This window comes from Pseudomonas sp. HT11 (assembly GCF_044875395.1).
In the GTDB taxonomy this organism is placed as follows: Bacteria; Pseudomonadota; Gammaproteobacteria; order Pseudomonadales; family Pseudomonadaceae; genus Aquipseudomonas.
Window position 1 is genome coordinate 3,696,931 of the sequence record NZ_CP173217.1, and the last position, 23,628, is coordinate 3,720,558.

The 23,628-nt window shown below is 59.6% G+C and carries 23 protein-coding genes, 1 tRNA gene and 1 pseudogene; 12 read left to right on the forward strand and 13 right to left on the reverse strand.

What is annotated here, in order from left to right:
• Positions 1–30: 30 nt before the first annotated feature.
• From ABWL43_RS16945 to ABWL43_RS16980, 8 genes are read left to right on the forward strand one after another with little or no spacing between them, the layout of a single operon-like run.
• Entirely contained in the window at positions 31–915 is an 885-nt protein-coding gene (locus ABWL43_RS16945; protein ID WP_145164796.1) for a TatD family hydrolase, read from the forward strand.
• Positions 912–2,126, forward strand: a complete 1,215-nt coding sequence (eboE, locus tag ABWL43_RS16950) for a metabolite traffic protein EboE (protein WP_262207311.1) — start codon at positions 912–914, stop codon at positions 2,124–2,126. The genes ABWL43_RS16945 and eboE overlap by 4 nt, the downstream gene beginning before the upstream one ends.
• A complete protein-coding gene (locus tag ABWL43_RS16955; RefSeq protein ID WP_262207312.1) occupies positions 2,116–3,561 on the forward strand; it encodes an alkaline phosphatase family protein in 1,446 nt (481 codons plus the stop codon). Before eboE ends, ABWL43_RS16955 begins: the two co-directional genes overlap by 11 nt.
• Positions 3,531–4,673 carry a hypothetical protein gene (locus tag ABWL43_RS16960; protein ID WP_262207314.1) on the forward strand — a complete coding sequence of 381 codons (1,143 nt, stop codon included), beginning with the start codon at positions 3,531–3,533 and terminating at the stop codon, positions 4,671–4,673. Before ABWL43_RS16955 ends, ABWL43_RS16960 begins: the two co-directional genes overlap by 31 nt.
• A 10-nt stretch (positions 4,674–4,683) precedes the next feature.
• Positions 4,684–7,047 carry a hypothetical protein gene (locus ABWL43_RS16965; protein ID WP_404483220.1) on the forward strand — a complete coding sequence of 788 codons (2,364 nt, stop codon included), beginning with the start codon at positions 4,684–4,686 and terminating at the stop codon, positions 7,045–7,047.
• A gap of 58 nt (positions 7,048–7,105) precedes the next feature.
• Positions 7,106–8,404, forward strand: coding sequence for a hypothetical protein (locus ABWL43_RS16970; RefSeq protein ID WP_404483222.1), 1,299 nt, complete (start codon positions 7,106–7,108; stop codon positions 8,402–8,404).
• A 3-nt stretch (positions 8,405–8,407) separates the two neighbouring features.
• Positions 8,408–10,216: a hypothetical protein gene (locus tag ABWL43_RS16975; protein ID WP_404483224.1), complete on the forward strand. Its 1,809-nt coding sequence runs from the start codon at positions 8,408–8,410 to the stop codon at positions 10,214–10,216.
• Between the two features lie 12 nt (positions 10,217–10,228).
• The gene (locus tag ABWL43_RS16980) at positions 10,229–11,278 is read left to right on the forward strand and encodes a hypothetical protein (protein WP_404483226.1); all 1,050 of its coding nucleotides are present in this window, start codon (positions 10,229–10,231) and stop codon (positions 11,276–11,278) included.
• Positions 11,279–11,280: 2 nt separating this feature from the next.
• Here the strand turns inward: ABWL43_RS16980 and ABWL43_RS16985 are convergent, their stop codons facing one another.
• Positions 11,281–11,577, reverse strand: coding sequence for a putative quinol monooxygenase (locus tag ABWL43_RS16985; RefSeq protein WP_145164780.1), 297 nt, complete (start codon positions 11,575–11,577; stop codon positions 11,281–11,283).
• A 972-nt stretch (positions 11,578–12,549) separates the two neighbouring features.
• A complete protein-coding gene (locus ABWL43_RS16990) occupies positions 12,550–12,747 on the reverse strand; it encodes a hypothetical protein (RefSeq protein WP_145164776.1) in 198 nt (65 codons plus the stop codon).
• Positions 12,748–13,097: 350 nt separating this feature from the next.
• Between ABWL43_RS16990 and ABWL43_RS16995 the strand changes: the two genes are divergently transcribed.
• Positions 13,098–13,475 (forward strand): DUF1090 family protein, encoded by a 378-nt coding sequence (locus ABWL43_RS16995; protein WP_404483228.1) that lies wholly within the window; start codon positions 13,098–13,100, stop codon positions 13,473–13,475.
• A gap of 389 nt (positions 13,476–13,864) precedes the next feature.
• Here ABWL43_RS16995 and ABWL43_RS17000 read toward each other — a convergent pair whose 3' ends face one another.
• Complete coding sequence (locus ABWL43_RS17000; protein WP_242198585.1) at positions 13,865–14,344, reverse strand: hypothetical protein; 480 nt, start codon at positions 14,342–14,344, stop codon at positions 13,865–13,867.
• A 685-nt stretch (positions 14,345–15,029) separates the two neighbouring features.
• Here ABWL43_RS17000 and ABWL43_RS17005 point away from each other — a divergent pair.
• Complete coding sequence (locus tag ABWL43_RS17005) at positions 15,030–15,590, forward strand: fasciclin domain-containing protein (protein ID WP_369303007.1); 561 nt, start codon at positions 15,030–15,032, stop codon at positions 15,588–15,590.
• A gap of 144 nt (positions 15,591–15,734) precedes the next feature.
• On the opposite strand, the gene ABWL43_RS17010 is transcribed toward ABWL43_RS17005, so the two are convergent.
• On the reverse strand, positions 15,735–16,754 hold the full coding sequence (locus ABWL43_RS17010) for an alpha/beta hydrolase (protein ID WP_404483230.1): 1,020 nt from the start codon (positions 16,752–16,754) through the stop codon (positions 15,735–15,737).
• A gap of 336 nt (positions 16,755–17,090) precedes the next feature.
• Positions 17,091–17,573, reverse strand: a complete 483-nt coding sequence (locus tag ABWL43_RS17015; RefSeq protein ID WP_404483232.1) for a DUF2846 domain-containing protein — start codon at positions 17,571–17,573, stop codon at positions 17,091–17,093.
• Between the two features lie 296 nt (positions 17,574–17,869).
• Here ABWL43_RS17015 and ABWL43_RS17020 point away from each other — a divergent pair.
• Positions 17,870–17,956 (forward strand): annotated as a pseudogene (locus ABWL43_RS17020) (integrase); the annotation flags it as partial.
• A 126-nt stretch (positions 17,957–18,082) separates the two neighbouring features.
• Here ABWL43_RS17020 and ABWL43_RS17025 read toward each other — a convergent pair.
• Positions 18,083–18,173: transfer RNA gene (locus ABWL43_RS17025), tRNA-Ser, on the reverse strand.
• 152 nt (positions 18,174–18,325) lie between these two features.
• On the opposite strand from ABWL43_RS17025, the gene ABWL43_RS17030 reads away from it, so the two are divergent.
• Positions 18,326–18,997: a Bax inhibitor-1/YccA family protein gene (locus ABWL43_RS17030; protein WP_145164757.1), complete on the forward strand. Its 672-nt coding sequence runs from the start codon at positions 18,326–18,328 to the stop codon at positions 18,995–18,997.
• A gap of 62 nt (positions 18,998–19,059) precedes the next feature.
• Here the strand turns inward: ABWL43_RS17030 and murB are convergent, their stop codons facing one another.
• From murB to ABWL43_RS17065, 7 genes are read right to left on the reverse strand one after another with little or no spacing between them, the layout of a single operon-like run.
• Positions 19,060–20,079: a UDP-N-acetylmuramate dehydrogenase gene (murB, locus tag ABWL43_RS17035; protein ID WP_369303011.1), complete on the reverse strand. Its 1,020-nt coding sequence runs from the start codon at positions 20,077–20,079 to the stop codon at positions 19,060–19,062.
• A complete protein-coding gene (locus tag ABWL43_RS17040; protein ID WP_242199496.1) occupies positions 20,076–20,540 on the reverse strand; it encodes a low molecular weight protein-tyrosine-phosphatase in 465 nt (154 codons plus the stop codon). Before ABWL43_RS17040 ends, murB begins: the two co-directional genes overlap by 4 nt.
• Positions 20,540–21,304, reverse strand: coding sequence for a 3-deoxy-manno-octulosonate cytidylyltransferase (gene kdsB / locus ABWL43_RS17045; RefSeq protein ID WP_145164751.1), 765 nt, complete (start codon positions 21,302–21,304; stop codon positions 20,540–20,542). Before kdsB ends, ABWL43_RS17040 begins: the two co-directional genes overlap by 1 nt.
• The gene (locus ABWL43_RS17050; RefSeq protein WP_003174668.1) at positions 21,301–21,486 is read right to left on the reverse strand and encodes a Trm112 family protein; all 186 of its coding nucleotides are present in this window, start codon (positions 21,484–21,486) and stop codon (positions 21,301–21,303) included. The genes kdsB and ABWL43_RS17050 overlap by 4 nt, the downstream gene beginning before the upstream one ends.
• Before the next feature lie 24 nt (positions 21,487–21,510).
• Complete coding sequence (lpxK, locus tag ABWL43_RS17055) at positions 21,511–22,521, reverse strand: tetraacyldisaccharide 4'-kinase (RefSeq protein ID WP_262207330.1); 1,011 nt, start codon at positions 22,519–22,521, stop codon at positions 21,511–21,513.
• Positions 22,521–22,949 carry a biopolymer transporter ExbD gene (locus ABWL43_RS17060; protein WP_106579831.1) on the reverse strand — a complete coding sequence of 143 codons (429 nt, stop codon included), beginning with the start codon at positions 22,947–22,949 and terminating at the stop codon, positions 22,521–22,523. The genes lpxK and ABWL43_RS17060 overlap by 1 nt, the downstream gene beginning before the upstream one ends.
• Positions 22,946–23,581, reverse strand: coding sequence for a MotA/TolQ/ExbB proton channel family protein (locus ABWL43_RS17065; protein ID WP_106579832.1), 636 nt, complete (start codon positions 23,579–23,581; stop codon positions 22,946–22,948). Before ABWL43_RS17065 ends, ABWL43_RS17060 begins: the two co-directional genes overlap by 4 nt.
• Between the last annotated feature and the right edge of the window lie 47 nt (positions 23,582–23,628).

The window sequence follows — 23,628 nt, forward strand, 5'->3', positions numbered from 1 at the left end:
CGCCGCCCCTGCCCTTGACGAGGATTCACCATGCTCAAGTACTTCGATCCGCATATTCATATGGTCAGCCGCACCACCGACGACTACCAGAACATGGCCGCCGCCGGCATCACCGGCGTGATCGAACCGGCGTTCTGGCAGGGCCAGGCGCGCACCAGTGTCGGCAGTTTTGTCGACTACTTTGACACGCTGCTGGGCTGGGAACGCTTTCGCGCGAGCATGTTTGGCATTCATCATTTCTGCACCATCGGCCTTAACCCCAAAGAAGCGAATGACCTGTCGATCGCCAATGAAGTGCTGCAGATTCTGCCGCGCTACCTGGTCAAGGACGGCGTAGTCGCGGTGGGCGAAATCGGCTACGACGACATCACCCCTGAAGAGGACCGTTTTCTCGCCGCGCAGCTGGAGCTGGCCAAGCAATTCAACCTGCCGGTGCTGGTGCACACGCCGCACCGCGACAAGATCGGCGGCACCAAACGCACCCTCGCGGTGATCCGTGAAGTAGGCATCGCCGAGCACCTGGTGATCATCGACCACCTCAACGAACTGACCTTGCCGCTGGTGCTCGACAGCGAGTGCTGGCGCGGCCATTCCATCTACCCCAACACCAAGATGTCGGAGCAGCGCATGGTCGCGCTGCTCAAGGAATACGGCACCGAAAAAATGGTGGTCAACAGCGCTGCCGACTGGGGCATCAGCGACCCACTCAAAGTGCCCAAGACCGGCCAGGCGATGTTGGCCGCAGGCTTCAGCGAAGCCCAGGTGGAGCAGGTGCTGTTCCATAACCCGGTGGATTTTTTTGCCCAAAGTGGCCAGCTCGACAAGGCGCTGGTGAGCACGCCGCTGCCCATCGACCAGCGCAAGCAATGGCAGGAAAACTCCGCCCTGCGCGGCCAGGAACCGGTGGTCAAATGAGTGCCGGCAGCGGCTGGACGGCCGCCCAACTCGGGTATTGCAGCAATGTGCACCCGACCCGCGACCTGGCCGGGTTACGTGCCTCGATCAAGCAGCACTTTGAGGGCGTGCGCAGTTTGCGCGGGCTGCGGCAACAGGACAGCGGCCTGTGGATTTGCGCTCATGCGGCGGCGCAGCTGCAGCAGGAATCGGCGCGCGTGCCGTTCCTGGCATTGCTCACGCAAAGCGGCTTGCGCCTGACCTCGCTGAACGGTTTTCCCTATGGCGAATTTCATCAGGGCGCCGTCAAAGCCGACGTCTACCTGCCCAATTGGGCCGACCCGCAACGCCTGGTCTACAGCCTGGACCTGGCGCGCATCCTCGCCGATGCCTTGCCAAACGACTGCCGCCACGGCGTGATTTCCACGGTACCGCTGGGCTATGCCGCCACCTGGACGCCGGCATTGCAGGCGCGCGCCGACGAGCATCTGAGCCAACTCACCGCCGCACTCGCCCACCTGCATTGGCAAACCGGCAAGAAAATCGTGTTCTGCCTGGAAATGGAACCGGACTGCGTGCTGGAAAACACCGAGCAGGCCATCGCGTTTTTCCAGCGCCGACACGCCATGGACCCCAACCATGCCTACTTGGCGTTGTGCTTCGATGTGTGCCACCAGGCGGTGATGTTCGAAGACTGCTACCAGTCGCTGGAACGGCTGCGCGCGGCCGGGGTGCCGGTGGGCAAGGTCCAGCTGTCCAACGCGATGATTTGCCGCTTGCCATCGGACGATGCCAGCCGGCGCGAACACGTGCTCAAGACCCTGAGCACCTTCGCCGAACTCACCTACTTGCACCAGGTGAAAGCGCTCACGCCCCAGGGCCATCGAGTGGCCTGGCCAGACCTGCCGGCCGCCCTGAATGACTGCGCCGGGTTCGACGAACTGCGCATCCACTTCCACATCCCGCTGTTCAGCGACCACCTGTTGTTGCCCGAACTCAGCGGCAGCCAGGTTGCCCTGGCGCAGACCTTCGATTACCTGGCGGCGCATGCCGATTTTCGCCCGGTGCTGGAGGTGGAAACCTACAGCTGGGGCGTGCTGCCCGTCGAATTGCGGCCCGCAACCGAGGCCGCTCAACTGGCCGGCATCGCCGCCGAACTGCGCTGGGTCGAAGAGCAACTGCGCCAGCGCAACCTGTTGCATGTGCGGGAGGCCTACGCCGATGCCCTCTGAACAACCGCTGCTGCTGATCAATGTGGTCGGGCTGACGCCCTCGCTGCTGGGCGAAGCGACGCCGCACATCAACACCCTGCTCAAGACCGCCAAGCTGGCCAGCCTGCAACCGGTGTTCCCCGCCGTGACCTCGACGGTGCAAGCTTCGATCCTCACCGGCGTACCGCCGTCGCAGCACGGGATTGTCGGCAATGGCTGGTACTTTCGCGATCAGGCCGAGGTGCGTTTCTGGCTGCAACCCAACGCGCTGATCCAGGGCGAAAAGGTCTGGCACACGCTCAAGCGCGAGCTGCCGGGCTTTCGCTGCAGCCAGTTGTTCTGGTGGTACAACATGTACGCCGACGTAGACGCCGCCATCACCCCGCGCCCGCATTACCCGGCCGATGGGCGCAAACAGTTCGGCCTGTATTCGTCACCGCCCGGCCTGCATGAGCAGATCGAGGCGCAGATTGGCGAGTTCCCTTTCCATGGCTTCTGGGGGCCGGCGGCGGGCATTGCATCAAGCCGCTGGATCGTCGATTGCGCAATGGCCGAGTTCCAGATCAATCGCCCTCACCTGCAATTGATCTACTTGCCTCACCTCGACTACAGCTTGCAGCGCGTGGGGCCTGAGCACCCCTCGATTGCCGATGAAGTGCGCGCCATCGACGCCGAGGTGGGGCGCCTGCTGGCCTTCGCCGAGGCGCAGGGGGCAGCGGTGATGGTGCTGTCCGAGTACGGCATCGAAGCGGTCGAGCAGTCGGTGTCGATCAACCGCGTGCTGCGCGCCGAAGGCCTGTTGCAGGTGCGCCAATCCTTGAGCTGGGAATTGCTCGACCCGGGCGCCAGTGCGGCGTTTGCGGTGGCCGATCATCAGGTTGCGCACATCTACGTGAAGCAGGCACAGGACATTGCGCGGATCAAAGCCTTGCTGCAGCGCCAGCCCGGTATCGAGCAGGTGCTCGATAAAGCCGAGCAACGCACCTGGCAGCTCGATCACCCGCGCAGCGGCGAGCTGGTGGCCGTGGCCGCCGCGGGGTACTGGTTCGATTACTACTACTGGCTGGATGAGCGCAAGGCGCCGGACTTTGCGCGCACCGTGGACATCCACCGCAAGCCTGGCTACGACCCGGTCGAGCTGTTCATCGACCCGGCGATTCGCTTCCCCAAACTGAAAATGGCGCGCCGCCTGCTGCAAAAAAAGCTCGGCTTTCGCTACTACATGGACCTGATCGCGCTGGACACCACGCTGGTGCGTGGCAGCCACGGCCGCCTGCCCAGCAGCGCACAGACCGGCCCATTGCTGATCACCAATTGCGACCTGGCGTTACCGCAGCAGCTTGCGGCGACGGCAGTCAAGCAACTGCTCCTGGAACATTTCCTGGGGCGCCCACACCTCGAACTGGCCAATGCCAAGGAGCTTCCATGCGGCGAGCCTTATCTATCACTGTCCTGAGTGCACTGGCCGGATTGGCCCAGGCCCAAGGCGCAAGCACGGCCTTCGACTGCACGAATTTTCTGCAGTTTGGCGGCAACCTCGACAAGACGCGAGCCACCTTCACCCAGAGCCCCGAGACCCTGGCCTGGAACTGGTTTGTCTGCCTCAACCAACCGGCTGCGGCACAAAGCCCTGATCGGGCCTGGGAAACCATGAAGCCTTCAGACCAGGTTTACCTGGCCAATGGCACGCAACCCCTGCCCTACGCCCAGCGCACACCCGTGCCCGCTGCGGTGCTGACGCAAGCCCAGGCGATGGGCATGAACGTCAATCGTCTGTTTCACAACCTCAACGCCACGCAACAGGTGGACGGGCTGATCCTGGAAATGGGCGGCCAGGTGCCGCAAGCCCAGCAAGGCCAGGCGGTGCGGTTTCAGCTGCTGATGGGCCCGGACACCTTCAACTACATCGTGCAGCAGAAGGTTTACAACGTGAATGGCCAGGCCGCCTTGACCAGCGACCTCAACTTTCCCTCCACGGCCTGGGAACTGAAGGCCGCCTGGCTGTGGATCGGCAACAACCCGACCTACCAGCAGCAACTGACCAACGATGGCTACTACATCGCCCAGACCTACTACCAGCAAGGCAGTGAGTACGTGGTCGGCTATGCCGCGTTGAGCGGCTTGCATGTGATCAACAAGTTGAACCCCGACTGGGTGTGGACCACCTTCGAAAACCGCAACAACAGCAAGTACACCGTGACCAACGCGATCCCGCCCACGCCGATGACCAACAGCACCGGGCCGACCCCGGCGGCGCAACCGGTCAATACGAGTTTTCAGGCAAGCAACCCGACGCTGGCGCAATACGAGTTGATCGGCGTGCAATCCAATACCACGCCCACGCTGCTCGCCAACTCCCAATTGGAATCGGCGTTCCAGAACCAGTCGTCGTGTTTCGCCTGCCACGGCACCGCCGCGTATTCGCCGACCAAGGGCTACTTCAATTTCGCCCTCAAACAAAACGGCGGCATCGTCTACCCAACCGCCGCACTGCCGGCTTCCGACTTTGTCGGGTATCACAAACTGGACTTTGTCTGGTCGCTCAAACGCGCCCAGTGGCAACGCTAAGGAGCCTCACATGAGCGTATTGAATTTCCCGCGTATCTACCTGGGCGGCCATATGTTCTGGAACCCGCCGACCGCCAACAACAACGACATGTACCCGCTTTACGATGCGGTCAAAATGCAGATGAACTGGCGGTTCCTGGAAGCCTTCAAGATCACGCCGCTGAACGCTGCCAGCCAACTGCTGCCGTGGACCATCGCGCCACTGGCGCCGGCCGCCGTGCCGGACTACGTGATGCAGGTGCCGGGCAATGCCGGGCAGTTGGCATCCCCCATGATTCCCGGCGAATGGAACCTGTTCGGCGATAACGCCTGCGGCACCGTGAGCTACAACCAGACCCAGTCGGTGATCACCGGCGGCGAGTTGCCCGACGGTGGTTACGTCAGCCAGGACCCGCTGATCAATCAAAGTTATCAGCTGCTCGGCAATCCGTTTGGCGGCGCGCCGACGTCGCCGGCGCGTTTTGTCGACGTGAGCCCGTGGCAGAACACTTTCACCGCGCTGTACTTCGACAAGCTGGTGCTGGGCAATGCGCAATGCGGCCTGACGCTCAACCGCGAGCACCGCATGCTCGACCGTTTCCTCAATTTCAACTGGGCCAACCTCGGCGGCCTGGCGTACGTGACCACCACCTGGCAGACCTGCTTCCCGAAAGAAAACCTGACGTGGGTGATCGGCAACTCGGCCTTGCTGCAAAACCTGCAGGCGCAGATGGCGCAACAACAGGCCAAGGGGCTGATGTTCCGCTTTACCACCTACCTGACCTGCTACGACAAGAACGGCATCTTCAACAACTATCCACCCATCAACACCCACAGCGCCACGCCCGAAGCCCAGGCCAAGGTACAGGCCATGTATCAACAGGCGCTGGATAACGTCGGGGATATTTTCTTCAACCCGGCCTATAGCCGTACCGTCGGCAGCCTGGGGTTGTGGTTTGAGGATGAATTTCCCACCGCGCCGGCAGGCAGGCGCCTGGTGCCGGCCGCCAAGGTGGCGATCTACAAAACCTCACCGGGCACCACCAGCCAGGTTCAACTGGGCGTGATCTCGGCCCAGGCCCATGGCAATACCTTGTCGCTGGACCTGGGCAACGCCTTTCCGTTCTACCCCATCGACAGCAAAGCCGACATTCCGGTCGCGGCCAAGTACCAGGCCGGCAACTACCAGATCGGTATCCGCCAAGGCACGCAATTCAGCCCATTGGCCAGCTTTGGCTATGACGATTACCAGCAATTGGCGTTCGACAAGCGCGCCGGCATCCTCGACCTGCCGCTCACCGTCGAGGCCCAGGCGCAGCTGCAATCCGGCACGCTGGAACTGCAACAGCAAGGCACCACGCCGGTCATCGCCGCGACCCAGCAACTGTGGACCGCCGAGGTGGTAGAGAGCGCCAGCTTTATCGACGTGGGCGACACCAAGACGTTGCAGGTGATGGTGCAATACGACGGCCAGCCCGCACCGGCCGGCACCACATTGTGGGTGGCCGAATACGGTAATGCCTACATGCTGTGCACCACCGATTACTACCTGGCGTTCAGTAACGCAGCGGACTTTTCGCTGTTCAACAACGACCCGCAGAACCCGGCCAACAACAGCCCCTGCCTGCCGCAATTCGTCGGTGCGAAGACCCTGGCCGGCCAGATCACTGAAGGCACGGGCCGCCAGCTCATGGCAACCCGGCTGGCGGTGCCCGCCGATCAAACCGTGCCGGTGACCTACCAGCAATTTCTGCCGACGCCCGCCGCTGTCGCCCTGAGCCCGACGCTGACGTTCGCCAACCCGATCACCCTGCAACGCACGTTGCAAGACCCGCTGAACAGCCCGGTGCAATTTAGCCTGACCAAGATCCAGACCGACGCCAATGGCATCGCCAACCTGACGGTCACGGCCCAGGCGCCGGGCTTTCCGACCTTGCGTTTCTTTGTCCAGGAAGGCCAGCAGGAACCGGAGATTCCTTTCAGCTTTCCGCTCAACCAGGCCTTTACCGATTTTCTCGCGCCGCTGCGTGTGCTGCCGCTGGAACCGCAGATGCAGCAGGATTTCGTCGACGCCTGGAACCTGATTTATCAGCGTGAAAATGCCGGCCAGCTGATCTGGGAGACCTTCATCTACCCGTTCATCCTGCAGCCGTTCTATTACCTCTACCCGATCATGAGCAAGTACATGCCGCTCAATAACCTGACGCGCATCGAGGGCGCCGTCGACCAACTGATCGTGTTGATCAGCAAGGCGTATCAGGAGGAAAGCACGCTGGCGATGCCCATCACGCGGGACATGCCGCAAAGCCGTCGCGCCGTGCTGGAACTGTGGGCGCAGGCGTTGGTGAAGCGTAACTATCCACCCGTCCCGCTGAGCATGAACGACTACGCGTAAGCCACGCACAGGACCACCGGGTGACGCCCCTGTCACCCGGTTTTCAAAGGAGTGTGTTATGAACGCCAGCCTCTTGAGCCGACTGTTGCTATTGCTGATGCTGCTCAGCCCCGGCGCCTTTGCCAGGGACGACAGCGGCAAGCCCTCGGCATTGGCCACGCAACTCAATTGCCAGCCGCCCACGAGCGCGCCCGCGACCACTGCCAGCCAGGACCAGTTCGATCAATACAGCTGGCAGCTTTTTGTTGCCTTGAACTGGCCAGCACAGGACGGGCAGCGCGGCGCGCCCAACTGCAGCAAACAACCCGGCGACCCCGGCTACACCGTGTGGCAGACCTACAAGACCGTCAGCGAAATTTTCCTGCCGGGGGCCGCCAACCCCGGACCGTGGAATAGCCCGCTGACCGCCAGAAGCCTGGGCATCATCAACATCGCAGCGCTGAAAAACAGCTCACTGGTCAACTCCATCGACCAGGCGGTGGGCGGCTGGTTGATCGATCAGGCAGGCAACCCGACCTACTACGATATTTCGGCCAACCAGGCGTCCTACAACTACATCGTCGGCAATAACTTCTACAACGCGAATGTGGTGTCCAGGGCCAATACCATCAACTTCCCCAATGGCGTGATCGAGGTTAAATCCAGCTGGCGCGTGCTCACCGCCCGTGACAATGCCAGCCATTACCTCACGCAGTTTGCCCGCGTGGCGCGGTTCAACAGCCAGGGGCAGCGCATTGGCGTCGGCGAGGCGTACCTGGGCCTGGTGGGCTTGCACATCATCACCAAGGTCAACGGTTACCCGCAGTGGATCTGGTCCACCTTCGAGCAGGTCGAGAACGTGCCGCCCAAAGCCAAAGTCAACGGTCAATGGGTCGATCAACCGGCGCCCGGCACGGCCTATTCGTACTTCAATGCAGCCGCGCCCGCCGCCGCGCTGAACCAGTCACCCTGCAACTGGCAAACACAAGGCGCCCAGCTGGTCTGCGTGCCCAAGCCCGGCACCACGTTCCAGACGCCCAACCCGCTGAACCGCGTGACGCCCATTGCGGATGTGACGAGCTGGGTCAACAACAATTACCGCAACGATCCAGGCCTGCAACGCAGCGTGTTGAAGTACTACCAGTTGATCACCACCCAGCGCCCGCTGATGCCGAACAACCCAGGCAACCCACTGGGCCAGCCGACCCCCGCGCTGTCGGCCAACGTGACCATGGAAAGCTATATCCAGCCCACCAGCAGTTGCATGAACTGCCACTCGATGGCGACACCGGTGAAGAGCCCGTTCAAGTCCGACTTCTCCTACCTGTTCAAATTTGCCAACAGCCCCATCACCCCACACGCCACGGGCAAGGAATAGACCATGAGCATCCTCAACGGACCACGACTGAATTTCTGGGGCGGCATCCGCACGGACGTGAGCTTGCCGAACAACTCGCCGACCATTCCTTTTAATGGCAACAAGCAATGGCCGCTCTTCGACCTGACCACGTCGACCCTGGCACCCGGCGCGCAGTCTTACACCGATGACCAGTTGAACAGCATGATCAACGCGCCCGACGGCAACTACTACACCGCCGGCGGCTGGAACCACTACGGCCAGCACGTGGTGGACATGCAGAACGCCTTGATCAGTTCCCAAGGCAGCCCCGGCAATATCAGCACCACGGGTGACCAGGTCGGTCAGCCGGTGTACCTGCTCGGTTCGGTGGACCCGGTGAGCGGCCAGGCACCGGTGTCCGGGCCGATGATGGTGGATCTGGACCCCAGCGCCTCGACCACCACGCAGATTTTTGTCGGCGGCCTGCAAATCGGCAGCAACGACAATATCCAGCTGCTGATTCGCTGCAATGCGGTGTGCAGCAGTTTCGACGTGACCGGGCGCGTGCTCGAGCCGGCAAAGATGGACGCTCCGGGATCGTTCCATGCCAGCGGCACGTTCCAGCTGACGTTCCCGCTGAGCAGTATCGTCAGCTGGAACCCGAACAGCAGCGGCCTCAAGGCGATCATCCAGGCGCCGGGCGCGACGGGCATCGTCCTGCGTTTCGTGATGTTCGAGATGTGCCCGCAGATGACCACCGCGCAGCTCGATGCCGATTATGCTGCCGGTAAATACACGCCCAACCCGAGCATCGGCCGGGTCATCGGTACGCTGGCCCCGGCGTTTGCCGGCGAGCCGCTGAGCTGCCAGCCGGGGCGGCAATTGGTCAATGCGGCCACGAACAACGCCGCCTATGCGGCGCTGGGCAATAACGGGCTGTTGAGCCTGGACATGGTCAATGTGATTCCCAAGCAAACCTTCCGCGCGGTACGGGACGACATCACCAGCCCGATCGGGCCGAACGCGAATTATGGGCCGGTGACCATTTCGGCCGGTGCCGCGCCGCTGATCACCCTCAACCCGACTGCCAGCCCGCTGGTCAATTACTACGTGTATGGCGGCATCGTCGATGTGGCGCTGACCACCAGCCAGCAGCAGGCCGTCAGGACCACGCCGTTGGCGATCAACGCCCCTGGCCAGGTGGCCGGGACTCAGTTGCAGGCGACCGAGTCGACCTATCGGGTGTATGCGGATCAGCGCAACGTGTACCTGGAGGATTACCCCAACGGCCTGACGGTCACCTTGCAGGTTCGCTACCTGGGCGGGCCGGTGCCCAGCGCCACCAAAGTCAGCCTGGCAGCGAGTGCACCGGGCGTTTACGAGCAGAAGCAATACACGGACTTTCTCAACTTTCCGGCCTCGCTGACGGTGAATGCTGGCCAACAGACGGTGAGTTTCCCCGTTACGCTCAAGTCCGGCAGCGCCGCCCAGGCGGGCTTCGTGGCCCTGACCTACACGGCCAATGGCGTGGACAACGGCGCCTTTTTCACCAACTTCCGAAAATACGCTCAGACCGACTTTGGCATCGCCAAGGGCAGCGTCATTACCTGGCAACAGGTGTACCCGAATGTGCTGCGCTTTCACTACCTGGCCTTCCCCGCCATGTCGCGCTACGTGCCGTTGAACCAGCCTGACGCGATCATGGGCGCGAAGAACGCCATCCTCGCGCGCACCTCGGACGCCTACAAAGGCACCACGCTGTTCATGCCGGTGGTGCGCTCGATGTCCCCCGCTCAGCGCGCACTGCTGCGGGCCTATCTCACCGGCAGCCCGTGGCAGCCACCGCAATAGGAAGCAAACGCTATGACACTTCATATTCCCGCACAGCCCATCGAAGCCTTGCGTCCGAGCAGCGTTATCGCCGAAGGCCTGCTCAACCCGCGTGGCATGTGCCTGCAAGCCGATGGCAGCCTGTGGGTGGCCGAAGCCGGCTCAGGCGCGGCGGACCAGCCTTTCAGCAGTCGCATCAGTCGACTGCAGCCCGACCCGCTGAGGCCTGGGGCCTATCTGCCCGGCGAAGTGCTCGCCCAGGGTTTTCGCAGCATGAACCTGCAGGCGCGCATGCTACGCGATGAAATCATGGGCCTGTCCGACATCGCCTGTGGTGACGGACGTTGCCTGGCCAGCCAAACCGATTACGTCGGCGGTTCCAGACTGCTCGACCTGCAATACAGCCCGCCCGAGCCGGTGTTCCACAGCCGTGGCAACCTGAACGCGCTGTGCTACCACCCGACGCGACGCAGTTGGCTGGCGGTGAAACCGGATACCAATCAACTGGTGGAGTTCAGCCACGGCGAGCAAGAACGTGTGCTCGCGCAATTGCCCGTTCTGGATGAGGATCAGGAAGCTGTTCCTGTCACCCTGGTGTACGAGCCGCACACAGACGCCGTGTTGATCAGCCTGTTCTCTGGGGAATTGCACGGCGACCCCGGGCGCAAAGGCATCGACTTTGCCGACTACGCCGGGCAAGTGATTCGAGTTCACCCGGCCAGTGGGCAAATCGAAGTGGTGATTCGCGGCCTGCAACTGCCCACCGGGCTGGCGCTGTGCCCGCAAGGCAATCTGCTGGTGCTGGAGCTGTGCAGCCATCTGCAACAGCCCTTGCTGCCGGATTGGAACGGCGAGCCGCTGCACGGAGGCTTTACCCGCTTTACCGGGCGACTGTTGCGCTGTGACCTGCGCAACGCAACAGTGGAAGTGCTCGCGCGCGGGCTGGATACGCCGTCCAACCTGTGTGTGGTGCAGGACGCGGTAGTGGTGAGCGAAGGCATGGGCTTGACGGGCCGACCGCTGCCGACACCCGACGGCACTGTGGCGCCGCTCAGTGGCAGGCTGCGGCGGGTGCAGCTATGAGGCTAGAGCGCATCCTCTAACAGCAGAACGGTCGCGGGGCCGGCGCGAAAAGACGGATTGTGCCTGGCTGCTTCGACCATATGAGCGGCCTCATGGTGGGCGGTCAGGGCGTCCTTCGAAGCCCACTTTTCGATCAAGACAAAACTGTCGGGTTTGCCGACCACGGGGTGCAAATCGTACTGCAGACAGCCCTGCTCAGCCCTGACCAATGGGGCCAGTTTGGCGAACGCTGCACGTTGCTCGGCGCCCTTGCCGGGCTGCGTATTGATAATGACGACAAGCCGCACTTCATCTGACATGCAAACACCACCGCAAAGGTTGATTAAGGAAGCCGCACAGTACGTGAGCACGCCGCCAAGGTGCAAAAAAGCCTAACCGAGGAGCGCATTTCACACGGTTTTCACAGTCGGGCGCATAGGCTCAACTCAGCTCCTAAGTGAACACCTTTAAGCCCGCGCCCCCATCGTGGGCTTTTCTTTGTCTGCGATTCTCATTGGATACTCGCCTTATCGTCGTACCACAGCACTGGCTGCGCGGTTTTTTTGCTCCATTTCACCTGTTTATTGAACTGGATGAATGAGCGATGACGCTGAACCAATCGCCACCCAGCGCAAGAGGTTAAGCACGCGCATAGATAATTTGAATTAGTCAGTTGCCCGCCCGGTCAAGAACTATGAACGCAGTAAATCTGACGAGGTAACAGCAATGACTATCCAAGCAGAGACACTCGTAGCATTGACCGAAGCGCTTCAGGAGCGCGGCCTGAATCTGGTTTCAGATGTGCACTTCACCCGCGCGCCGTATCGGCAAAATCACCGCTGGATTTGCACCGTCGCGTAACGCTGCATTTTGCCGGCGGTCAGGCTTAATGGCCGACCGCTGGCACCGCGTTGATCACCCTAGTTCGAGCGGCTTTCGTTACGATTTTGTTGTTTTTTAACGCCCTTCCCGGTTTTTCGCTCGTATTGGTGATGACAGAACCAGACGACCAGAAGCAGGCCAGCCAAGCCAAAAACGAACAGTAACAGCTCTAGTGCGGGACCTTCGTGTGAAAACATTTTTCGTTCCTCATCCTGAAGTCGTGCAAACCGAAATCGGTCGCACCCGAAATTATTCGTAACAATTCGAACATTTTCAGGTTAATCGCCAAAACCACGCCTGGCAACCCCGAGTCGGCTTAAAACCATTGATCTAGACGGGTTGCATGGGTGATCACGTTCTGCAGGCAATAAAAACCCGGCACAGTGGCCGGGTTCGCTGAAGTGAAATGATCAATTATCGGGGTGTTCACTCGCGACTGAATCAGCCGCGTCCACATCCGACATATCCTCTTCCAGCGGCGCGTCGTCGTCAGGCGGCAATGGGAGCGCGCCCTCATCTTGGCGCGGATCGTGGCCCGTTTCATTGTCTGTGCCGCGCGTCACGGCTTGTTGGGAAAGGTTTCCTGGCGCCTTCTCGTTGATTTCCATGATGACTCTCCGCTTTGGCGCACGGGAAATGCGCACTTAAGCTTGAGAGACGGCGCAGCATTCAGAGTGCAAAGCATTAGACGAATGGTGCCGATCAGCGCTCGGCATTCAGGCTTTCAGCTTTGGATGTTTACTACCGCACGCAGGTAGAGCCGCTTTAAACCTGGTGGGCCGCCAGCGATGGCGACGCACAACGTGAAACAACTCACATTTATGCAACGCCGATATTGAAGGTCAATAATTGACCAACCTATATTTCGCTTCACCCGAGCGCTCACTCTATACGGATATTGTTCTGCGCCAGCTCGGGTCCCCACTTGAGCGCAGGCAATCAAACATTGAGGTTTGCCATGCGTCTTTCCAAACTCGCGCCAGCCGCCACCCTGCTCAGCCTGTTTACCCTGCCCACCCACGCTGCCGACCTGACCGCCCTGACGGGCGCCCTGTCGTCTGCCCTGGGCGGCGCCAGCAACAGCAACACCCTCAACACCACTAACGCCTCCTGCCAGCAACAGATCCGCGACCTGCAGGCAAACATAAACGCGGCCAATGCCAAGGGTGACACCTTGCGCGCGACGGCCTTCCAGGCGGCGCTGACGCAAACCAACAAAAGCTGCAGTAATTCCAACTACAACGCTCAGGCGCAGGTGGACACCCACCCTCAACGCCAGCAAAACGTGAACAAGGCTGCGGATGCGATCAATGCCATCGGTGGTTTGTTCAAGTAAGAAGAAATAATCGGAGGCTCCTGCGTCGAGCGTCTTTCATCCCAGAAATGCAGAAGCCCCGCTTGAACGGGGCTTTTGTATGAGTCAAGCAAGAGCCTTTCTCATGCACTTTGAAACCGCAGCAATACTATTTTTGCGAATGGTGAAGGCTGTGGGTCGGTGTAAGCGGGACGCTTCTGAAGGACCGTCCGAGGCGGGATCGTAGGATTGCTGCGCTTAAGTGAGCAATATTACGCGTACCAGGAGGGCGTTTTTGTCGTGCTGAATTCAGCTTTTCAATCGGCTGAAGACTTTTAGATCAAGCGCTGCGAGCCTCAACGCTCATGCTCGCGACTTCATTTGAACGGCTTCATTTGAAGTGGCTTCGAGGCTGGCAGCGAATGTTGGGGTTATTCGATTACAAGCAAGACCTTGGATTGGCATAGCAGAGAGGAGTTCTCTCCAGGGATCTCAATGGAGATGCTGTAGCCACCTGGTTCCAACGAAGACAAATCAGCATTGAAGGAGAAACCTGACTTCAAGAGCTTCTGATTGTTGAATGCCTTTGCCACGTCCGGCCGATCAATAACAGTATGATCCTTGAATGCGACAGGATCGCCCTTATAACCGTTCAGGCGAAGTTTGATTTCCTTCGAAGCACTTTGGTTCACGCTATCGAAAGCCCAGCCGTTGAATTGAACAACGCTGCGCGGAACGTAAATACTTGCACCGGTCTTTCCGGCGATGGTGTCAATGGCGCATTTATCAGATGGGTTATAAGTGGTTTTGGTAGCTGCCGCGTTTTCCTTGCTTCCTTCCTTTTCATTGCATCCAGTCATTGTCGCTGAAGTTATAGCGAGAAAGCTCAGTGCCGCAATCATCTTGTACATGTTTTTTCCTGAGGGGCGTCAATGTGTGTAGCGTTGATTTCTTCAATATATAAATGCTTGGCAGTGCAATCGGCGCAGCTCGAAAAATGCACGACTCATAAGCGGCACAGTCTTCGTCCTTGCTGCTAAAGACATCAACCTCAGCGGTGGGATTATGTAGCGGTTGGCAGCGCAGTACAAGAGTGCGGGAACGGCCTGACAGCAGTTCTCATGCCTTTTCATGGCGCAGTTGGATGGGCAGGTACTGGGTAAAAACGCATCTGTCGGGCACCACCTGCGTAGGGTGCGCAACGGGTCGACACGCTGCAGGCGCCCCTGCCCCCCGCCGGATTCGACCGGGTGAGCGCGCCAAACCCTATCGGCGAGCAGCGCTACAGAAAAGCCAACTACTGAGTGTGTTTTACGCCCAGCCAAGGTCCTTATAGAAACCTTGTTCCGCTCAGAAAAGTCGGTTTTGTAATCTCAAAACACGCGCTCCTGGCGAGGGTTGTACTACAGCGGAAAATATTCGTTCGGCATTCAAACCTTGAAGTCTTCGGCCATTAGCTGCCACGTCAGGAAGAAACTTGAGCGAACACGCGAGACGCTCACAAGAATATTGTATGAACGGGTGCATCCACTTTGATCGCTGGCGCGTAGATTCAATACCCTCACTCGGAGGGCATACGAGCCAAGGAGATACACCATGCACGCCTTTTACAAAAAAATTGCTGCAGCAGCCTGCTTCGCTATTCTCTCCGTAACTGCAACCGCAAGCTTCGCCGCCGACTCTGTGATGGTCGGAGGCGCAGCGATGTACCCCAGTAAAACCATCGTGGAAAACGCGGTCAATTCAAAGGACCACACAACGCTGGTTGCAGCAGTCAAGGCTGCCGGGTTGGTTGATACGCTTAATAGCAAAGGCCCATTCACCGTATTCGCGCCGACAAACGAAGCCTTTGCCAAGCTGCCCGCAGGCACCGTCGATACGCTGGTCAAGCCTGAACACAAAGCCGACCTGACTAAAATCCTGACCTACCATGTCGTACCCGGCACTCATACATCGGCACAACTTAAGGCCGACGCCAAAAAGAACGGCGGCACCGTTATGCTGAAAACAGTTCAAGGTGAGTCGCTGAATATCAAGCTGCACGACGGCAAGCTTTGGGTGATAGATGCCAAAGGCGGCAAGGCAAGTATCAGCATCGCAGACGTGATGCAGTCCAACGGCGTGATCCACGTTGTCGACTCGGTCTTGATGCCTTAAACGCTCTTCAAGCCCGGCAGACGCGCAGTTTGCCGGGTAGTGAGGCCTGTCAATAACCGGCCGGTGATCATGGCCGTGTTCACGAGCCATGCCGAAACGTTCACAAACCTTAGCCGGCGCACCGCAACATCAATGTCTCGATACTCATCGTAAGTTTCTGCGTTGAAGCCAGGTACTGATTGCCTCAACAAGTTCGTTCTTGCACTCCACCGGCAACCAATGGCCGCCAGATAAGCTCGTCACAGTGAGGTCTGCGCAGGCCGCACGCATTGGCTCGCCCAACTGATTACCCTTGATGGTATTCATCGGGTCGTAGTCGCCGTTCACAAACAGTACGGGCAGGGACAGGCGGCCGCCATTGGGCGCTCGATGGGCATAAGCGATGTTGGCATCGTCGTTCAAATACCACGCGCAGGGCGCGCGGAAACCATGCTCCTCAAAACTGCGCACCAGTGCCGCGAAGTCCGCCTGCGGCCAGAGCGCAGGGTCGGGCTGGGTGGGCGGGGCTCGGTGCGCTGCGCCAAACCGCCCTCCTTTGCTGGTGACTTGGGCGTTTAATGCGACTTTAGTGATGCTCGCAGGGTCGCCTCGTCGATAGATCGAAGCCAGTGATGCGCCTTTATCTGCATCAAGGTCGGCAACGGCGGACGCGAAGTGCGTGTTGTAATAGCGGTAGTAGTCCCATTGACCGTCTGGATACTCGTCTGCCGGATAGATTGTCCGGTCAACCAGCGGGACGAGCGTCGGCAACGCGTTGGTGGTGGGGAAGTACGGGACCGAAATCAGCACAACGCCGCGGCTGCGTTGGGACTGATGAGCGACCAATTCACCCGCCACAACGCTGCCCCAATCGTGGCCCACCCAAATGGCGGGCATTCCACCGAGATGGTCATGAAGCTCTGCCATGTCCGCCACGATGTTTTCAATGGTGTACGCGTGAGTGTCCGCCGGCACCGAAGAGCCACCATAGCCGCGCATGTCGGGTGCAACGCAGTGCCAGCCCTGGGCAGCGAACGCTTGCATCTGCGCGCGCCAGATCAGACCGAGCTCCGGCCAGCCGTGCAGGAACATCATCAATGGCCCCTCGGCAGGTCCCGACGCCACATAGTGCGTCGTATGACGGGGCGTGCTGAAGATGTGCGAAGTCAGCTTGGAAGTGGACACAGGATCTCCTGATGCTAACCGGCAGATACAAGCGAAGCGGCGGCACCACGCTGCGTCGCCTGTCCCCAGAATAACGCCTTTATGTCATCACGGCGCGGTGTTGCACCGTAGGCCGCCTAAAGCCCTTGGCATGGCTGCCCACGGATTTTAGGTGGACGCCATTGCCGTTATATCGCAATCCAGGCAGTGACCTCGCCAGACACTCACAAACTTTTCACAGTCAAGCGCCTATGGTTAACCCAAGCTCCTGGTGAACATCCCTTTAAGCCCGCTGATCCCCATCGCGGGCTTTTCTTTGCGCGCAATTTGGCTGTTGATATTGCGACCCGATTGGAACTAGATCGCCTCAACCTTTCTACATTGAGAAATCTCGGGCAATGCCTGGTCGGCAGAGATTTTATTAAGCTGCCAATGCAGCTTGACAGCGTTTGATTGGTTTACACGCACTCTGGCGCTGCTGGACGTGAGGCTGATGTACGAGGCATCTGAGCTTTTAACGTCGATGACAACGGCGGTGGTGCCGCCCTCAAGATCAGAATTCCCCAGGATTCCAGCTTTCCATTTCTGAGTGACCCTGTGCTCACCGGGTGCAACAGGTACGGCTATGTAACCACCGTTCTCCAGAGACGCTACTTGCTTGCCATCCAAAGAAATCAAGGCAGACATTAAGCCCATGTCGTAGTTACTGGGCCTGTAGACATAGATGACACCCTGTTGTGAATCCACGTTTTTAAGAGGTGTAAATGTTGGCCCTGTGATCGTGCAAGCGCTAAGGAGCGCCAACCAGACAAGTGCTGAAATCTTCCATACTCGAGTCATAACTGCTCCATTCTGATCCAGCGCTTGATGATCAACACTGCAAGACTGTCAATCAAACGGTTTGTGCTGATTTTGCACGTCCTCCACTCTCCCACCAAATGTTGGCGGTAAGCCACGAATGGTAAGCGAGGGCTTTAGTTCCTGCCTAGAATCGCCATGCATTCGAAGATCAGTGACAGCCCGCTACGTCGTGATCGCCGCGCGTCGAACAGCCGAATGAGTGCGCTGATGCCGATGCGGCGGATGGGCCCAGCATTTGACTGCCGGGCCTGAAAGGTAAATTAAAGCAGTGCGACGCCAGCCACCTGCTCGGGCACACGGACAAGCGAATAACAGAGATGGTTTATCAGCGCGTCGGGCAGATCGTTAAGCCGACCCGCTGACCGCAATTTGCAATGAGTTGCGGAAACCGCCTGAAATGATGCGAAAACGATCAGTAGCTAGGCTGCTTGATTCTCAAACCCCGGAAACGCAAAAGCCCCGCTTTCGCGAGGCTTTTGTGTAAATCTTGGCGGGAAACCAGGGATTCGAACCCTGGGAACGCTATTAACGTTCGCCGGTTTTCAAGACCGGTGCATTCAACCACTCTGCCAATTTCCCTTTTGCATCACAGGATTATAGTAGCCCATCCCGTGTCAGCGGGCGCCATAATACCCGAATGAAACACACTGTCAAACTCTCGGCATCGCTTGTTACAGAGCGTCTGTTATGATCTTTGCGACTGAACGTTTCAAAACTGAAGGAGTGTCGCCATGCGCGAACAGAATTACGCAGTGAATGGTAACGCGCAGGCTGAGCAGCTTGAAGTCAGCCGCGTGTTGCGCAATACGTACGGCTTGCTCGCCCTTACCCTCGCATTCAGCGGCGTAATGGCGTATGTAGCGCAGCAAATGCGCGTTGGCTACCCGAACATCTTTGTCGTGTTGATCGGTTTCTACGGTCTGTTTTTCCTGACCAACAAGCTGCGTGACTCGGCCTGGGGTCTGGTGTCGGCGTTTGCCTTGACGGGTTTCATGGGCTTTATCCTCGGCCCGATCCTTAACCGTTACCTCGGCATGGCCGGCGGCGCGCAAGTGGTCAGCTCGGCGTTTGCCATGACGGCCCTGGTCTTTGGTGGGCTGTCGGCCTACGTGCTGATCAGCCGCAAGGACATGAGCTTCCTGGGCGGTTTCATCACCGCTGGCTTCTTCGTGTTGCTGGCAGCAGTGGTCGCAGGCATGTTCTTCCAGATCAGTGGCCTGCAGTTGGCGATCAGCGCAGGGTTTGTGCTGTTCTCCTCTGTATGCATCCTGTTCCAGACCAGCGCCATCATCCACGGCGGTGAGCGCAACTACATCATGGCGACCATCAGCCTGTATGTATCGATCTACAACCTGTTCATCAGCCTGTTGCAGATCTTCGGCATCATGGGCCGTGATGACTGATTGCTAGCGCCATAAAAAATGCCCCACATCGAAAGATGCGGGGCATTTTAGTTTCTAACGGTTCAGTACCGATTAGGTTCCATTTCCAGCTCAACCTTGAAGCGTTCAGCAATGTCCTGCTGGATACGCAGCGCCAGGTCCGCAATATCGTGCCCTGTCGCCCCACCATAGTTGACCAGCACCAGTGCCTGCATCTTATGTACGCCCGCATCGCCATCACGAAAGCCCTTCCAGCCGGCCTTATCGATCAGCCAGCCGGCCGCGAGTTTCATCTGCCCGTCAGTCTGCGGGTAAGCCACCAGGTCCGGGTACAGCGCCTGTAGCTCTGCGGCCAGCGCTTGGGACACCAGCGGGTTCTTGAAAAAGCTCCCGGCATTACCCAGCTCGGCCGGGTCCGGCAGTTTTTCCCGGCGGATGCTGCAAATTGCGCGGCTGACGTCGCTGGGCGTCGCCTCGGTGATCCCCTGCCCGGCCAGGCGCTGCTGCACCGGGCCGTAGCCGAGCTTCAGGTGACTGGTGCGACTCAAGGCAAAACGCACGCGCAGAATCAACCAGCGCCCGGTTTGGTGTTTGAACAGGCTGTCGCGGTAAGCGAAGTTGCACTCTTGCAGGCTGAAATCGCGCAGCTCGCCCGTTTGGCGGTCCAGAGCGGTCAGCCCGGCAAACACATCCTTGATCTCTACACCATAGGCACCAATGTTCTGCATCGGCGCAGCCCCGACGGTGCCGGGGATCAGGCTGAGATTTTCCAGACCACAGAAACCGTGCTCCAGGGTCCACAGTACAAACGGGTGCCACGCTTCGCCCGCCTCGGCTTCGACCACCACCTGCTGCCCATCATCCTGCAACACGCGAATGCCTTGGGTCGCCATGCGCAACACCAATGCTTGAATGTCCTGGGTCAGCAACAAGTTGCTACCGCCACCGATCACCAGCAGCGGCACTGCGTGCGCAGCCGCGTAAGCCAGGGCTTCGCGGACATCGGCATCACTACGGGCCTCGGCAAACAATTGGGCGCGTACGTCGATGCCAAAGCTGTTGAATGGTTTGAGCGATACCTGCGCAAGCACCTGCAAGGTCATAACCGCCCCTTCAATTCGATTACCAATAAATCACAGGCGCGCTCGATCAGGTCAAGAACCCGTTCAAAGCCTTGTTCACCTTCGTAGTAAGGGTCTGGCACCTCGTCTACTTCAGACTCAAAACGGCGCAGGAACAAGTCCAGCTCCGCTTTACCCTGCCCGGGGTGCAGCGCCTTGAGGTTGCGCAGGTTGCTGTGGTCCATAGCCAGGATCAGGTCATAACGTGCAAAGTCGGCACGCGAGACCTGTTGGGCACGCTGAGCCGACAGATCATACCCGCGCACCAACGCCGCACGCTGGCTACGCTGGTCCGGCGGGTTGCCGACATGCCAATCACCGGTGCCCGCAGACGCCACTTCGACCTGGCCTGCCAAGCCCGCTTCGCGCAGTTTACGGCGCAATACGCCCTCGGCGGTCGGCGAACGGCAGATGTTGCCCAGGCAGACAAACAGAACCTCCATCAGGCCCCCAGCAGGCGACGGACGCGCTCAAGGTCTTCGTGGGTATCGACGCCGGCCGGCGGTGCTTCCAGCGCGTCGCCCACATGGATACGCACGCCGTGCCACAAGGCACGCAGTTGCTCCAGAGACTCGGTGTTTTCCAACCAGCACGGGCCCCAGCTGACAAAGTCATGCAGGAAACCAGCGCGATAGGCATAGATACCAATGTGGCGGCGGTACGGCACGCCCTCCGGCAAGACGTCGCGACTCCTGGCAAACGCATCGCGCGCCCAAGGCAGGGTCGAGCGGCTGAATGTCAGCGCCAGCCCATTGATGTCGCTGACCACCTTGACCACGTTCGGGTTGAACAGGGTGTCGATGTCTTCGATAGGCTCGGCCAGGGTCGCCATGCGCGCTTCGCCATGGGCAGCCAGGTTGGCGGCGACCTGATCGATCACGCTCGGCGGGATCAATGGCTCGTCGCCCTGCACGTTGACCACAATTGCATCAGCCGCCAAGCCCAGCTGCGTGGCGACTTCGGCCAGGCGGTCGGTGCCGGAGTTGTGGTCTTCGCGGGTCAACACTGCTTCGGCGCCAAAACCTTTGCAGGCCTCGATGATGCGTGGGTCATCGGTGGCCACGACGACCCGTTCGGCGCTGCTTTTGCAGGCCTGCTCCCACACCAGCTGGATCATCGGCTTGTTGCCGATCAATTGCAGCGGCTTACCCGGCAAGCGGGTCGATGCATAGCGCGAAGGAATGACAACGGTAAAGGCGGTGGTCATTTATCCAGACGCTCATCGGTGGTCAGGGTTCGGGCTTCGCTCTCCAGCATCACCGGGATGCCATCACGGATCGGGTACGCCAGGCCGGCGCCTTTGCTGATCAGCTCGGTTTTGTCGGCGCTGAGCTTGAGCGGGCCTTTGCAGATCGGGCAAGCGAGGATGTCGAGCAGTTTGGTGTCCATGAGCGTTTCCTGGGTAAAAGCGATTTAAGGCAAGAGTCGGGCGGGCAGCAAGCGCATCAGTTGCGTGTCGAACCAGGCGACAAACGCCGGTGACGGCAGCGCATCCACTGCAAGGTACCACCAGTCGGGACGGGCAAAAGCGCGGCACTTCACCGCGTCCTTTTCGGTCATGACCAACGGCAATGTCGGCGTAAAATTCAAGACGTCGGCGCTGTAGGGCGCGTGATCGGCAAACGCATGCGGTATCGGCCGCCAGTGTAGCGTTTCAAGGGTAGTGAAGAAACGCTGCGGGTTGCCAATACCCGCGACCGCATGGACCTGCTGGCCCACCGGAAAATAATCGGCGGGTTGGCGCTCACCGGTTTTCAAATTGATCAGTGCCGTGGGTTGGAGACGGAAGGCGAAGCCATCCTCGCGATCGGACGCGGCACCGTTATAGAGCAGCGCATCGACGCTCTGCAGGCGCTCGACCGGCTCGCGCAAAGGTCCGGCCGGCAAGCAACGACGGTTGCCGAGGCCACGGGCGGCATCGATCAACACCAGTTCAAGGTCACGGGCCAGGCGGTAATGCTGCAGACCGTCGTCGGAAAGAATCAGGTCAAGCGGCTCGCTGGCCAGCAGCGCTTTCACCGCGCGACTGCGGTCTGGGTCAATCATCAGCGGGACGCCGCTGCGCTGCACGATCAGCAACGGCTCGTCACCGGCCACTTCAGGGCTGTGGCTGGCCTCGACCCGCCACGGCAACTGCGGCGGTTTGGCACCGTAACCGCGACTGACCACCCCTACCCGCAAACCACTGCGCCGGCAGTGATCGATAAGCCACAGAATCAGCGGCGTTTTGCCCGTTCCGCCCACAGTGATATTACCGACCACCACCACCGGTACTGGCGATTGATAGATCGCGCCCTCACCCGCGAGAAAACGCGCACGTTTGCGCTGCACCACACGCCGATACAAAGACTCCAGCGGCCGCAGCAGCGTGAGTGCCGGGTGGCCTTCGTACCAGGCCTTGAGCAAACGATCGGACATGGCCATCAGGGTTGGGCCGCCGCCTCTACGGTGGTCATGCGCAGATGGGTGAAGCCGAGCTTGCCGGCGGCATCCATCGCGGTGATCACGGCTTGATGCTGGGTTTTGCCGTCTGCACTGATCGAAAGCGGCATGTTGGTATCGCCGCCGGATTCTTTCTGCAAGGCGTCCATCAGGCTGGTGAGGTCATTTTTCTCAAGCAATTGGTTATTCACCGAAAACACCCCGTCGGCGCTGATGGCAATATCCAGTTGCTTGGCGTCCTGGTCCTCGGCCGGCGAACCGCTCACCGCTTCCGGCAAGTCGACACGCAGCTGGGTTTGCCGGGTGAACGTGGTGGTGACGACGAAGAACAGCAGCAGGATGAACACCACGTCAATCAGCGACGCGAGGTTGATATCAACGTTTTCCCGTTGCTTGCGGCGAAATTTCACACCCGGCCCTCGACGAAATCGACATCACGATCGCCCTGCACCACTTCCACCAGTTTGATGGCTTCCTGCTCCATGCCTACCACGAGTTCATCGATGCGGCGTTGCAGGAAACGGTGGAAAAACACCGAGGGAATACCGACCATCAGGCCCGCAGCCGTAGTAATCAGGGCCTTGGAGATACCGCCTGCCAATACCGCGGCATTAGTGGTCATGCCTGAGCCCATGAATGAGCTGAAAATATCAATCATGCCCAACACCGTACCCAACAGGCCGAGCAATGGCGCCATGGCCGCGATGGTGCCCAGCGCATTGATATAGCGCTCCATCTCATGGATGACCCGCGCGGCGGCTTCCTCAATGCACTCTTTCATGATCTCGCGACCATGTTTGGAGTTGGCGAGGCCGGCAGCCAGGATTTCACCCAAAGGGGAATTGGCGCGCAATTCCTTGAGTTTGTCTTTATCCAGTTGTTTGTTTTTGATCCAGCCCCACACCTGCCCCAGCAAATGCTCGGGCGTGATGCGGCTGGCACGCAGGGTCCACAGGCGTTCGGCGACGATGCCGAGTGCGGCGATGGAGCTCAAGATGATCGGCAACATCATCCAGCCGCCGGATTTGACCAATTCCCACACAGTGAATGTCCCCTCGAAAAAGTGCGCCACTTTACCATATAGGTTCG